Below are 10,310 nucleotides of genomic sequence, written 5' to 3'. Positions count from 1 at the left end.
ACGCGAACGGCGTTGATTTTCCCGATGACGTCAAGCTCGGTGGAGGTTACCCGCTATTGCCGGGCTTTCTGGTACCTCCGAACTACGTGCGTCACTACCTCGGGGACCTCGGCTTCCTGTTCCATCAGGAAACGAACTGCGGGTTCCATGCGAGAAATCGTATGGCCTAAAGCCCAGAAGTCATCATCTTCGTAATGGAGATCAATTTCTGTGGCAATCTCTTTCAGAAGATCTTGAACCATCGAGATGGTTTCAAGTTTTGGGACAGAGATTACTTCGGACATAGAGATTTCCTCGGCGGTACTCAACATTAGGGTACTCCTATTCACGCTCAGCGTTCGATTCCAATGCTTAACGTGGCTTGGAAAGTCTATGAACGCTGGGGGCAGCTGCGTGTTTTACTATCGACTGAATCAATTGCCGCCCAAGTACCCCCAGAAAGATTCAGTTTTAATTCACCATTGCTACCCAGCTTCGAATCCGGACTTTGGCACACCCGGTATTTGTTCCACTTTCGTGGTGCGGTCAGTTGTCACGCTGACCAATAAAGTATGGACATTTTTGGGAGAAATTTAGCACCCCTTCATCGGGGTTAGCAGTACTTACCAACCTGTCAGTCCATTGTTCTAGCATCATAATTAACGGCGGGCTCGCGCCCGCCGTGTTTTCCAACAAGTATCGTGATGCGGTTGTGTCATGAGGCCTGGGACCAAACCATTCGGCCTTCTTCGAGCGCCGCGGCCCAGACCGGGATCGCGTCGTTGCGACTGCAGAATTCGAAGGTGGTGTCGGGAAGGGTGTCACCGTTCTGGGTCGCGAGATCGACGACCAACTGTGCAACTTCCTCGGAGGCGTCCTGGCTGGTGCCTTCATCGAGATCATACCACCCAACCTGCCGAACGACCGCGTCGTACTCGCCGGCTATCAGTTGGGAAAGGATCTCCTCCTTGCTCTGCCCAAGTAGGGTTTCCGGTTGGATCACGCCGTCATCGGGCGGGGCCATCCGGTAGTCGAGAGTCAAAAACCACGTTCTCAACGCCTACACCTTTTCTAACGGAAACGGAATGCGGGTTAGGCCCTATTGACCTTGGAGATCAGTCCACTCCCCGCCACGCCTCAACGACATCGCCCCAAAGGTCGCGCCACCATTGAACAATGCCATCGAGCCCTCCACCGATAATCACAACGATCAGAAGAAAGGGACCGGCAGCGACGAGCGCCGAACGACGTAAGTACGTGTTTTTGATGTCACCGAGGGCCATCAGTTGGTTCTCTCGTAAACATGGAAGACGAGCGAGCCTCCGTCCATCATCACGGTGTCGATGAACTTGCGTTCGACACCCATATCGACGTGTATCGGATGGCCTGTCCCGAACACTTCGAAATATCGAGCGTTCTTGGGTAGTGTCGGATCGACTTCCGCCCACACACATATAACGCCATGCTGAGCCTTGGCGCTGAGGATTACAGCGTCTGCCGGCATTGCGATGACCATATGGGTCGGATCGATCTGGAATTTATGGATGGTTTTGGTTCCCATCACACGCCTTTCGAAAATAGACGTGCATTCCCGGCACGCGGCGGTACTGAAGGAGGCCGAACTTGGCCATTGCCCGACAACGTCGGTTCAGCTTCTCATCGCGGTAACGCCACGAGACTTGAAACCCCTCTGGGCGCTCCGCGAGTTTGAGAATCTGGTCTCGAGTTATTCGCGTGGGTTTCAGACGAGACCCTCGGCTTCGAGATAGTCTTTGAGGAATTCAGGCCACTCCGGCCATTCCTCGGCGAGGTCATCGTACATACCCTCGCTCCACTGCTTGAGGAACTCGTAGCGGTTCCAGTGGTCGTCCTCTTCATAGAGGGCGAAGTCGATGACCGCCCGGAACTCGGCCAGAGCCCGTTTGGCGATGGCCAGCTCGGCATCGATCGTTGGAGCCTTAAACCCCGCAAGGAGGCTTGACTCGCTAAGGGATGTTCCCATTCTGTTCTCATATGGTAGAGACGTTAGGAGAGGCCCACCGCGCTGGGTGGCGCATCACCGCAAGGTGCGGTCACGGCAAGAAGGACGGGATGAAAACCATCCGGGAATGCCAGTTTCGTCAGGAGCTTGACCTGGGAACCTTGGTTTGGACCCGAGGTGGCCCATTCCCCCTGTCGATGCTGGCGAGCCGTATGCTTTGCCCTCGGTGCCGCTCCCCGAGGGTGGTCCTGATTTATCAGGCGCCGGCGGTCACCACGCCAATGCGGGCGGTCAGCAGTTGATACGCTCGCAGAGTTCATCGATCTCGGCCGGGGATAGCGGCACGAGCTGATCACCATCGGTCATGATGTTGATGATGTCGTTCGAGAGGCTCAGGACATGGGTCTGCTGAAGCAGGCGAAGGCCGGCAAGGATGGACGCGAGTTCGCGATCGTCGATCTTCACGAGCGAGCCGAGACGTCGATGACATCAGTAAAGCTGTCATGCGGGTGGAACTTTGCGTTCAGGCACTTCACGAGATTCTGCACGCCGCGGTGCTCGCGAAGGATGATGAACACGCCGAACTGGGCGGTCGTGCAGACGACCTTCATTGCGTTGTTATAGCGCAGGGCCTTGTCGACTTCCTCCGCGGTGATGCCGAGGGCGTCATTCAGAACGCTGAGAGCACGCGGATTCTTCGCATAGTCTTCCGGGATCATGAACTGAACCTGGGTCGGCAGAGAGCTGTTAGTGGTCATTCGGTTCTCCAAATAAAAAGGCCCCGGCGGAATTGCCGGGGCCTGGAGGTGGACGAGGGTTGAAACACGGACATCTCAGGATCTAACCGGGACACCGTCGATGCCAATTACGGGAGCGTGCTTCCGATTACGCGAGACTCCCCGGCCCTTGTCCGGATCGTCGTCTTCAACCTTGGGCTTGCACTTCCCAGGTACGCACTCCGTGTTCCAAATGGTCAGAATGGTAGGATTTGAACCTACGACCCCCTGTGCCCAAGACAGGTGCGCTACCAGACTGCGCTACACTCTGAAAAATGCAGCATCACGTTGTAGCTGCAAGTATGCACATTGCGCCAGAACCGGATTAGGCGTTGAAACTACCGGGTTACCTGATGGAGTGCACTCTAATTGGAAGCGGGAGACGGATTCGAACCGCCGACCTTCAGGTTATGAGCCTGACGAGCTACCGGACTGCTCCATCCCGCGTCGGTACAGATAGATGCCGCAGACAGCGGTTCAAATGGTCTTCTCTAAGAATACAGACGATTGAGAAGATCACGAACGGCCCTGAGTTCCTGCGCCTCAAGAAACACGTAGGCCAAGGTGTCGTAATTCTCCTTGAGGCAGAACGTCAGGCCCTGCCGATAGGGTTCGCCACGGTTGTCCCAGTAGATCGAGAGGGTCTGGCCGTCCTCACCCTGAAACTCAATGCGTTTCTTATCGAGGTCGACTTTCATTCGATCATCTCCACGTTCGACACCCTTCGAGTATGAACGGTTGTGGGGAAGTTCAGGTCAGGGTCATTGACGAAGGCCTGCTCCGCGGCGTCCTCAGCGGCGTCGACGTGCAACGCCACCACTTCGACTTCGTAGGTCACCTTTTCTTCGATAGTGATGTGATATTTCGGCATCAGCGAAGATCCTCCTCGATGCGATCGGCCACGCGCTGAAGGAAGCTGTCGCTGTCGACGACAAGGTCGTCTTCCGAAACGTACGGAATGAGCTTGTCGAGCAGCAGTTGAATTCGCTCCCGATCCTTGAGAGAAACGCAGTCCAGAGCACGACTCGCCTCGTGCAGCGCCGAATTCACCGCTGCGTCATCGGCACGGGAGCGAGTTTTAAGGAGCGTTGACAAAGTCCGAACACTGGCAACGAGCTTCTCGTGACAATTCACGGCCGCTTCGACGTACAGCGCCACCGCCTTTTGTTCCTCGTATGCATCCTTGTCGGACAGTCCGAGAGCGCCGTGGCCCTTGCCGGTCAAATAACCCCAACCGCGGATGTCGAGGACCTTCCGGACACCACCACGGGCGGATCGGCAGAACAGGGTCTGGAAGACACCATCTACCTGCCAAGGGAGAGGAGTATGTTTCATGCTGCCTCTTGGAGAAACTGACCGCCCCATTGGTCGGCCATAGCGTTGGAAATGCCGCTGAAGAACTTCGACCGCTCTTTCCAGCGGTCGGGTCCGGGGGCGGCTTTATGAACCCTTTGTTCGGGTCGAGCGTCTAGCGGCAGTCCGTGTGCCCTACAGTAGTCGGCCCATGTAGGAAAGTCCGGAACAAGGGGATCGAGGTTCTTAAGCCAGAAGCAGGTTCGTTTGACTTCCGGGTGCCCGAAGTGAAACGGCTGAACACTCTGGGCGAACTCCCGGTAGTTACGAATGCGAGATTTGGCGTGCCCGTGCATCACCGGGTTTTCGATGCAGATCTTTTCGATCGGGGCATTCCAGAGGTCTGAAAAGAGCGCCGCGCCTTCATCGAGCTTCCGCCACATGAAGGCGAGACGTTGCTCACGGTCCATCCCCGTGTAGGAGAGGATTTCTTCCACGGTATAGTGCTCCGCAGTCAGACGACGCGGAGGTTCGCTGAGCCACCTCACACCCGAGTTGCACAAACGGGTGCAGGGAGGATGAGCTACCATGAGCAAGTCCCATCCGTCGTCGAGGATGTCACGAACATCCCCGACGATATGCTTGTTGTTACGGTCCTCGGCCGGCAACAGGTCGCACGACCATGCATCATGGCCACGGGCCGCGAAGGCGGATCGTACGGTTCCTGAATGTTCGCAAGCGATGAGGACCCTCAGAGAGGGTGATCTCATGGCTCCTCGATCGGCCAAGTGATGTGACGATAGTCGTCATCGTCGCGGTTGCCATAGACCACGAAGGAGAGGGAGGTCGTCCCTGCACGGATCAGATCGACTACGGCCCGAACGGCGTCCTCATGGTCCAGGACATCCAGGTTGTCCACGGAAAGCCTTACATCGAACATGGTTCATCCTTTGACGTTCAGAACCTGACGAAGGGTATGGGTCACCTCGATGAGGTCAGACTGCGCCGCGATAACCGCGTCGATGTCTTTGTAAGCGGCCGGGCTCTCGTCGAGCAGGTCTTCCGTCTTGCGGCACTCGACGTGCGAGATATTCGCAAGATGGTCTTCCATGCTGATCGATTTACGAGCTGCCGTGCGGGACATAGCTCGGCCGGCGCCGTGAGAGCAGGAGTTGAACGACTCCGGATTACCTTTGCCGGTGACGATGTACGATTTCGCGCCCATCGAGCCGGGGATGACAATCCGGTCACCCTTGCGAGCCCGTGACGAGCCCTTCCGCGTGACTAGGACGTTCTGACCCTTGTGGTTCTCACGAGCCACGAAGTTGTGGGGAGTCTCGACCTTTTCGAGGATGATCGGTCGGTCGAGAAGGTCCCAGACCGCTTGGAGCATCAGCTCACGATTTATCGCGGCATAACCCTGAGCCCAGATCGTCGCTTCGAGGTAGGCGTCGAATTCGTCCGAGCCTTCCGGGAAGAACGCAAGATCAGGGTTCGGCAGATTGACGTGCCACGCGGCACAGAGGCGCTTGGCCTCTGCCACGTAGTGGTTTGCAATTGCCGCCCCCGCACCGCGGCTCCCCGAGTGAAGCAAGATCCAGACATGATCGTCCTGATCGACGGCCAGCTCGATGAAGTGGTTGCCGGTTCCGAGCGTACCGAGCTGATAGATCGGGCTCCGGCGGGTTTCCAGTGCCGGAGTTGCTTCGACCAGTAGTTCATATTCCGGAAACAGGTTGTGCCAATTGGCGCGAACCGACGCCGGAGGGTGTTCCCACGCTCCCCGGTCGCCGGGGCCGCCGTTATTCGTGCGACCATGCGGGATGGCTCGCTCGATCCTGTTCCGGAGTTCCGGTAAGTGCGGCAGGTTCTCAGCACGGAGACCCGTGCGCCAGCCGGCGATCCCGCACCCGATGTCGACGCCGACCGCGGCCGGGACTACAGCGCCCTTCGTCGGGATCACGGAGCCGATGGTGGCACCAAGGCCATAATGAACGTCGGGCATAACCGCGACGTGGCCGAAGATGAAGGGGAGGCTGGCCACCTGTTCGAGCTGCTGCATAGCGCCGTCTTCGACGGGCACGCCCTCGGTCCAGAGTTTAATCATTCCGTTTTCGAGGCGTCGAACTTCAACCAAGCTTCACCTCATCGACTTTCACGGAGAACTCACGCGAGATGCCGTCATCCTCACCCCAGACACCGTCGATAACGCCGGTGATCGTGACAGGGATTGGGTTCTTGGCCGGGAGGGATGGCCGACGGTCGTCGAAGCCGATATGCGCCTTGAGTTCGTCGCGGCCGGCCTTCACGTCAAGAATTGCAAAGTTGGACTCAATCTTCATCGCGGTCCTCATAATCGTCGAACAGGATCACGGTCTCTTCGTCTTCGACGAAGTAACCGGGCTCGGGGAGGGAAAGGGTGTTTCGCAGGTCAAGCTGCGTAGGAGGGGGTGGGTCGAAAAAGGGACTAAGCAGCAAGGAAGAAGTCACCGAAGTAGGCAGGATTGCCGTCCTCGAAACGAGGTAGGAAGACCAGGTCCTCGTGGACCGGGAGCTTCAGGACGTTGCTATCCCAAGCCTCGAGACCGAATTTAGCTCGGTAAATCTCGGCGGTGAGTGGGTCGGTGAACGTGACAAGGATGTGCGTAATGTACGTATAGTGCACAGACTTCACATTCTGCAGGACGGGACCTTGGAAGCCCCAATCGTGCAGATCATCCGACGGATTCCGTCGTCCGTGATACAGGGTGAGATTCATAAACCATCTCTTCCCATCGAATAGCGCCGATGGGGCCGGCTTCGTCGGGGACCGTAACTACGGTGGCTCTGCCAAACGGCTCTTCCCAGTCGGCGGCTTTGCGGGCCTCGTTCCAGAGTTCAACAGCCTGCTCGGGTGTATTGGCTCGAATGAAGAGGTTCAGGCTGTCGCCGTTCACGTCATCAGCTTCGATGAGATAGATGCTCAAGGCTCAATCTCCACGGTGTCCGAAACGATCATGACCTTGGCGCCGGGGATAGGTTGCCAAGCAATAAGAAGGTCAGGATGACGGACGCCATCTTTCGTGTAGGTGGACGATCGGTGCACAGAGACGGGTGAGTAAGCCCGTTCCTGCAGTTTCCGCATGGCGGTAAAAATGGCTTCCTGGTTCATGCGACCAGTTCCCGCGTGACGCTGTTTTGATAGAGCGCCAGCTCGGTACGCGACTGGGTGAGGCGAACCTTCGTGACGCGGAAGCTCTCGCCGCGATTGTACTGCGTCAAAAGCCGCAGCAGATCGTAGGCAAGTTCAGGCTCCCAGTAACCGGACTGGCGGATCAGCTGCCAGACATCACCACATGCGCCGAACGATCGGGTAGGTTCAAGGAAACCATCGTGGCCTCGTCCGTTCTTGAAACGGAGGTGGGCGGGGATGACGGCAAGCTGAGTGTCACCGACGACGTGCCACAGGCCTTCGCGCCGCTTGCACTCAACCGTGTAGAAGATGAAGTCTCCATCTCGATTAAGCATTGATGTGGCCCTTCTCACGAGCATCGTCGGCATAGACGCTAATCGGATGCTTCGCCTTGAAGAACAGGTCACGCTCAATCGGCAGGCCGAGCTTGCCGCGAACGCTTTCGAGTTCAGAGATCAGCACGTTGCCGAGTTCCGGAAAGCCCATGCCAAGGTCACAGAGGCCAAAGGCGATGTCGGGACACTCCGGGTCGATCTCGGTAAGGAGCCAGGTGCAGGCACCATCCGGCGTGAACAGTTTCACGACGGGGAAGTGGTCCTCGTCACGATTGGCGCCGTTCTGGAGCAGCTTGGCTCGCAGCTCATCGGTTAACAGTTGCAACGAACTTCCTCATATCTTTGGTTTTGGGTTTGTGTGATGTCCGGCCCCGGTCGGGTTTCATCGCGGGATGACGCCCCCATATTTGTAGACCGCCTCGCGAAGCTCGGTCGGAGAGACGCCGTATTCTTCCAGGAAGCACGCGATCTCTTCCGGGTGGTCCTTGATGATCCGGACCAAGATTTCCGCCTCAGTGAGAGCGGCCTCGCCCTGGAGGTCGTCTTCCCAACTGTCCCAGCCGCGGAAGGCCCGAATTCGACCATAGCTGCTCGTGCCGTTGCTCTCGTACCGATGCAACCACTCGACTTCACCGGCTTTGCGGTGGCTGACGAGTTCCGAGATGTCGAGTTTGATCAGACGGTCACGGAGGTTCTTCAGGAATACGATGTCCTGGCATTCTTTGGAGGTGTGGTGGTTGAAATAACCCACCGACAAATTGGTGCACTCTCCGATCAGGTCGGTATAGTTGGCCGTATCCGTAAATACGCCTCCGGTATCGAGTTTGAAGCTGCCCCCAAAGCCTTCGAGAGCGACACTCCGAACTCGTCAGAGCAGCACCGATCGAACTGGTGGGTTATGACCGACTGGTAACCGTACCGGTCAAACGCGATGGCATACTTGATGCCATCAAGAAGCTCGGGGGTTCGGGTGGCAATGAACCGCGAACCCCGCCCGCCGCATTCTTCCTCGCGATGGAAGATGTAAAGACCTTCGACGCCGGCTCTGATCATCTCGACCATGAGCCAGACGCCGGCGGTGCAATCCGCGCCCAGACAGTTCGACTTGGAATTCGCCGCAAGACGAGCGATGACGCCCTCAAGGACGACATGCTGCGTCCCGCCTTCACGATGAACTGTGTCGGTGTGAGACGACCAGAGAACCGGGGCATCGCCGATCCGCAAGATCAGGTTCCCAAAACCGTCCTGAGAGCAGCCGAGTGGCTTCAGATAACGCTTGATGAACCGACGCTCGGCTTTGGAACCGGCGGGGCGTTTGGTTTGCAACATCTCCAACAGGAGGTTCAGACCGACCTTGTTTTTGGTCTCGGTCTCGGTCTCGACCGTGGCTGCGTATCCAGACATCAGGCAATATCCTTCTTCTTCTCAAAGAACATGCCCGTCGCTGGGTCGCTCTCTCCGTGAAGTTGGAAGTGATCCGACGACCAGCGACGGCCGTCCTCCAAGATCACCTGATCATCGGTGGGGTAGTTCTTCCCGTTGCCCTGGCAAACGAAGCCATGCTCGGCGAACTGATCGATATGCCAGTGGTCGCCGTTCGCCATCTCCACGAGGTCTTCGAGGTGATAGTTCTCTTCGGTTCGAGCGCAGACTCCGCCGAAACGATTGAACGCGGACTCGCTCCAGGTTTCACCGTTCGCCATGTAAACGGCAACGTCCTCGGAATAGTGATGATCGGTCATAGCGCAGGTGAACCCGTAGTTCTCCAGAGCTGTCTCGCACCAGTTTTCCTGACGGTCGCGAATGTAGTAGGATTCTTCGTTCCGGTTTTCGCCGTAGTACTCACAGTACTCACCAATGGGACAGGTAAGCCCATTGGTGTCATCGGCCGCATAGTCGACGTTGCTGCCGAAGCTGATCTCAAAATGATCACCACAGTCGACGACACCCTCTGCGGCGTCGATATAGGGCATCACATACCCGTCTCCGTGCGCGATTTTCCGAATTTTGGCTCCTGTGAAACCATCGTTCGAGTGATAGAAACCGGCTTCCTGCAGGAGCCGTGTCAAGCGAACGGAGTCACCATAAATAGTCGATCGGATCTTCTTCTCGGGCCAGCACAGCGACCGAGCGGTGATCTTCCCTTCACGGGTCATGTACGCAACCGCCAGATCGCCGGCTGCGTAGACGCGAACCGGATGGAACGGGGAGTTATAGTCCTCGGCCTTGTGGGCCATGCACGAGTTCGGGCCGGTGATATAGACGTGCTCGATCTCATCGGCGGTCTTCGCGAACAGGAGCAGGTTTTCCTCGAAGAGGTCAGAAAACTCCGCCGAAAGCCGAGCGATGTCGGCAGAGGTCAGTTCCTTCGAGAAAAAGCGTTCGAGATAGCGACCGACACGGACCTGATTCTGCCGATCGGCCGCACCCTTCTCGTCACTTTCCGTATAGGCGACCATGCCGGAGTTCTCGACGGAGACATGGACGAAATGATCCGGGTACTTCCCATCGAACCAGTTCTCCCCGACCCACGGCACCTTGACGTAATGACCGGAGTCAAAACGGGCCTGTTCTCGTGAACGCCAATCCACCTCGGCCTTGACGGGTCGAGGTTGGTGTTTACCGCCAAGCAGGCGGGCATGGTCTGCGGCCTTCGAACCGTTCTCGAAGGTCATGACCTGACCAGCGTCGTCGACAACCGGCCGCTCCCCTTCCGGGGTCAGCTCAACAACCTGAAACATGATGGGTTTCCCAAAAGAAAAAGGCCCCGAAGG

At 57.3% G+C, this 10,310-nt stretch carries 22 protein-coding genes and 2 tRNA genes; all 24 read right to left on the bottom strand.

Annotated features, from left to right (window positions below; all coding sequences use genetic code 11):
* Positions 1-53: 53 nt before the first annotated feature.
* Entirely contained in the window at positions 54-284 is a 231-nt protein-coding gene (locus IZ6_RS12910; protein ID WP_222875455.1) for a hypothetical protein, read from the bottom strand.
* Positions 285-694: 410 nt separating this feature from the next.
* Entirely contained in the window at positions 695-1,021 is a 327-nt protein-coding gene (locus IZ6_RS12905; RefSeq protein WP_222875454.1) for a hypothetical protein, read from the bottom strand.
* Between the two features lie 73 nt (positions 1,022-1,094).
* Positions 1,095-1,262: a hypothetical protein gene (locus IZ6_RS12900; RefSeq protein ID WP_222875453.1), complete on the bottom strand. Its 168-nt coding sequence runs from the start codon at positions 1,260-1,262 to the stop codon at positions 1,095-1,097.
* Positions 1,262-1,540 (bottom strand): DUF7352 domain-containing protein, encoded by a 279-nt coding sequence (locus tag IZ6_RS12895; RefSeq protein WP_222875452.1) that lies wholly within the window; start codon positions 1,538-1,540, stop codon positions 1,262-1,264. The genes IZ6_RS12900 and IZ6_RS12895 overlap by 1 nt, the downstream gene beginning before the upstream one ends.
* 180 nt (positions 1,541-1,720) lie before the next feature.
* Positions 1,721-1,981: a hypothetical protein gene (locus tag IZ6_RS12890; RefSeq protein ID WP_222875451.1), complete on the bottom strand. Its 261-nt coding sequence runs from the start codon at positions 1,979-1,981 to the stop codon at positions 1,721-1,723.
* Positions 1,982-2,251: 270 nt separating this feature from the next.
* Positions 2,252-2,425, bottom strand: a complete 174-nt coding sequence (locus IZ6_RS12885; RefSeq protein WP_222875450.1) for a hypothetical protein — start codon at positions 2,423-2,425, stop codon at positions 2,252-2,254.
* On the bottom strand, positions 2,422-2,718 hold the full coding sequence (locus IZ6_RS12880; protein WP_222875449.1) for a hypothetical protein: 297 nt from the start codon (positions 2,716-2,718) through the stop codon (positions 2,422-2,424). Before IZ6_RS12880 ends, IZ6_RS12885 begins: the two co-directional genes overlap by 4 nt.
* Positions 2,719-2,930: 212 nt before the next feature.
* Positions 2,931-3,007, bottom strand: a tRNA-Pro gene (locus IZ6_RS12875).
* 99 nt (positions 3,008-3,106) lie between these two features.
* Positions 3,107-3,183, bottom strand: a tRNA-Met gene (locus IZ6_RS12870).
* Between the two features lie 44 nt (positions 3,184-3,227).
* Positions 3,228-3,434, bottom strand: coding sequence for a hypothetical protein (locus IZ6_RS12865; RefSeq protein WP_222875448.1), 207 nt, complete (start codon positions 3,432-3,434; stop codon positions 3,228-3,230).
* The gene (locus IZ6_RS12860) at positions 3,431-3,607 is read right to left on the bottom strand and encodes a hypothetical protein (protein WP_222875447.1); all 177 of its coding nucleotides are present in this window, start codon (positions 3,605-3,607) and stop codon (positions 3,431-3,433) included. The genes IZ6_RS12865 and IZ6_RS12860 overlap by 4 nt, the downstream gene beginning before the upstream one ends.
* Positions 3,607-4,071: a hypothetical protein gene (locus IZ6_RS12855; RefSeq protein WP_222875446.1), complete on the bottom strand. Its 465-nt coding sequence runs from the start codon at positions 4,069-4,071 to the stop codon at positions 3,607-3,609. The genes IZ6_RS12860 and IZ6_RS12855 overlap by 1 nt, the downstream gene beginning before the upstream one ends.
* The gene (locus IZ6_RS16110; protein WP_222875445.1) at positions 4,068-4,799 is read right to left on the bottom strand and encodes a hypothetical protein; all 732 of its coding nucleotides are present in this window, start codon (positions 4,797-4,799) and stop codon (positions 4,068-4,070) included. The genes IZ6_RS12855 and IZ6_RS16110 overlap by 4 nt, the downstream gene beginning before the upstream one ends.
* Positions 4,796-4,969, bottom strand: a complete 174-nt coding sequence (locus tag IZ6_RS12845) for a hypothetical protein (protein WP_222875444.1) — start codon at positions 4,967-4,969, stop codon at positions 4,796-4,798. The genes IZ6_RS16110 and IZ6_RS12845 overlap by 4 nt, the downstream gene beginning before the upstream one ends.
* A 3-nt stretch (positions 4,970-4,972) precedes the next feature.
* A complete protein-coding gene (locus tag IZ6_RS12840; RefSeq protein ID WP_222875443.1) occupies positions 4,973-6,136 on the bottom strand; it encodes an RtcB family protein in 1,164 nt (387 codons plus the stop codon).
* A gap of 22 nt (positions 6,137-6,158) precedes the next feature.
* Positions 6,159-6,371 (bottom strand): hypothetical protein, encoded by a 213-nt coding sequence (locus IZ6_RS12835; RefSeq protein WP_222875442.1) that lies wholly within the window; start codon positions 6,369-6,371, stop codon positions 6,159-6,161.
* A gap of 125 nt (positions 6,372-6,496) precedes the next feature.
* A complete protein-coding gene (locus tag IZ6_RS12830) occupies positions 6,497-6,787 on the bottom strand; it encodes a hypothetical protein (protein WP_222875441.1) in 291 nt (96 codons plus the stop codon).
* On the bottom strand, positions 6,744-6,995 hold the full coding sequence (locus IZ6_RS12825; protein ID WP_222875440.1) for a hypothetical protein: 252 nt from the start codon (positions 6,993-6,995) through the stop codon (positions 6,744-6,746). Before IZ6_RS12825 ends, IZ6_RS12830 begins: the two co-directional genes overlap by 44 nt.
* Complete coding sequence (locus tag IZ6_RS12820) at positions 6,992-7,180, bottom strand: hypothetical protein (RefSeq protein WP_222875439.1); 189 nt, start codon at positions 7,178-7,180, stop codon at positions 6,992-6,994. The genes IZ6_RS12825 and IZ6_RS12820 overlap by 4 nt, the downstream gene beginning before the upstream one ends.
* A complete protein-coding gene (locus IZ6_RS12815) occupies positions 7,177-7,569 on the bottom strand; it encodes a hypothetical protein (protein ID WP_222875438.1) in 393 nt (130 codons plus the stop codon). Before IZ6_RS12815 ends, IZ6_RS12820 begins: the two co-directional genes overlap by 4 nt.
* Positions 7,529-7,861, bottom strand: a complete 333-nt coding sequence (locus IZ6_RS12810) for a DUF2958 domain-containing protein (RefSeq protein ID WP_222875437.1) — start codon at positions 7,859-7,861, stop codon at positions 7,529-7,531. Before IZ6_RS12810 ends, IZ6_RS12815 begins: the two co-directional genes overlap by 41 nt.
* 57 nt (positions 7,862-7,918) lie before the next feature.
* The gene (locus IZ6_RS12805) at positions 7,919-8,293 is read right to left on the bottom strand and encodes a hypothetical protein (RefSeq protein ID WP_222875436.1); all 375 of its coding nucleotides are present in this window, start codon (positions 8,291-8,293) and stop codon (positions 7,919-7,921) included.
* Between the two features lie 17 nt (positions 8,294-8,310).
* Positions 8,311-8,940 (bottom strand): zinc-binding metallopeptidase family protein, encoded by a 630-nt coding sequence (locus tag IZ6_RS12800; RefSeq protein ID WP_222875435.1) that lies wholly within the window; start codon positions 8,938-8,940, stop codon positions 8,311-8,313.
* On the bottom strand, positions 8,940-10,277 hold the full coding sequence (locus tag IZ6_RS12795) for a hypothetical protein (RefSeq protein ID WP_222875434.1): 1,338 nt from the start codon (positions 10,275-10,277) through the stop codon (positions 8,940-8,942). The genes IZ6_RS12800 and IZ6_RS12795 overlap by 1 nt, the downstream gene beginning before the upstream one ends.
* Between the last annotated feature and the right edge of the window lie 33 nt (positions 10,278-10,310).

It is taken from the genome of Terrihabitans soli, from assembly GCF_014191545.1.
GTDB lineage: Bacteria > Pseudomonadota > Alphaproteobacteria > Rhizobiales > Methylopilaceae > Flaviflagellibacter > Flaviflagellibacter soli.
The sequence above is the reverse complement of the archived record's forward strand: the minus strand, read 5'-3'. Positions and strand labels throughout refer to the sequence as shown.

Excerpts from the sequence above, each read along its gene's own strand:
- IZ6_RS12860 (WP_222875447.1), bottom strand. The coding sequence starts at position 3,607 with ATGCCGAAATATCACATCACTATCGAAGAAAAGGTGACCTACGAAGTC.
- IZ6_RS12815 (WP_222875438.1), bottom strand. The coding sequence starts at position 7,569 with ATGCCGACGATGCTCGTGAGAAGGGCCACATCAATGCTTAATCGAGAT.
- IZ6_RS16110 (WP_222875445.1), bottom strand. The coding sequence starts at position 4,799 with ATGAGATCACCCTCTCTGAGGGTCCTCATCGCTTGCGAACATTCAGGA.
- IZ6_RS12880 (WP_222875449.1), bottom strand. The coding sequence starts at position 2,718 with ATGACCACTAACAGCTCTCTGCCGACCCAGGTTCAGTTCATGATCCCG.
- IZ6_RS12855 (WP_222875446.1), bottom strand. The coding sequence starts at position 4,071 with ATGAAACATACTCCTCTCCCTTGGCAGGTAGATGGTGTCTTCCAGACC.
- IZ6_RS12820 (WP_222875439.1), bottom strand. The coding sequence starts at position 7,180 with ATGAACCAGGAAGCCATTTTTACCGCCATGCGGAAACTGCAGGAACGG.
- IZ6_RS12845 (WP_222875444.1), bottom strand. The coding sequence starts at position 4,969 with ATGTTCGATGTAAGGCTTTCCGTGGACAACCTGGATGTCCTGGACCAT.
- IZ6_RS12865 (WP_222875448.1), bottom strand. The coding sequence starts at position 3,434 with ATGAAAGTCGACCTCGATAAGAAACGCATTGAGTTTCAGGGTGAGGAC.
- IZ6_RS12830 (WP_222875441.1), bottom strand. The coding sequence starts at position 6,787 with ATGAATCTCACCCTGTATCACGGACGACGGAATCCGTCGGATGATCTG.
- IZ6_RS12890 (WP_222875451.1), bottom strand. The coding sequence starts at position 1,981 with ATGGGAACATCCCTTAGCGAGTCAAGCCTCCTTGCGGGGTTTAAGGCT.
- IZ6_RS12835 (WP_222875442.1), bottom strand. The coding sequence starts at position 6,371 with ATGAAGATTGAGTCCAACTTTGCAATTCTTGACGTGAAGGCCGGCCGC.
- IZ6_RS12795 (WP_222875434.1), bottom strand. The coding sequence starts at position 10,277 with ATGTTTCAGGTTGTTGAGCTGACCCCGGAAGGGGAGCGGCCGGTTGTC.
- IZ6_RS12840 (WP_222875443.1), bottom strand. The coding sequence starts at position 6,136 with ATGATTAAACTCTGGACCGAGGGCGTGCCCGTCGAAGACGGCGCTATG.
- IZ6_RS12895 (WP_222875452.1), bottom strand. The coding sequence starts at position 1,540 with ATGGGAACCAAAACCATCCATAAATTCCAGATCGATCCGACCCATATG.
- IZ6_RS12900 (WP_222875453.1), bottom strand. The coding sequence starts at position 1,262 with ATGGCCCTCGGTGACATCAAAAACACGTACTTACGTCGTTCGGCGCTC.
- IZ6_RS12910 (WP_222875455.1), bottom strand. The coding sequence starts at position 284 with ATGTCCGAAGTAATCTCTGTCCCAAAACTTGAAACCATCTCGATGGTT.
- IZ6_RS12800 (WP_222875435.1), bottom strand. The coding sequence starts at position 8,940 with ATGTCTGGATACGCAGCCACGGTCGAGACCGAGACCGAGACCAAAAAC.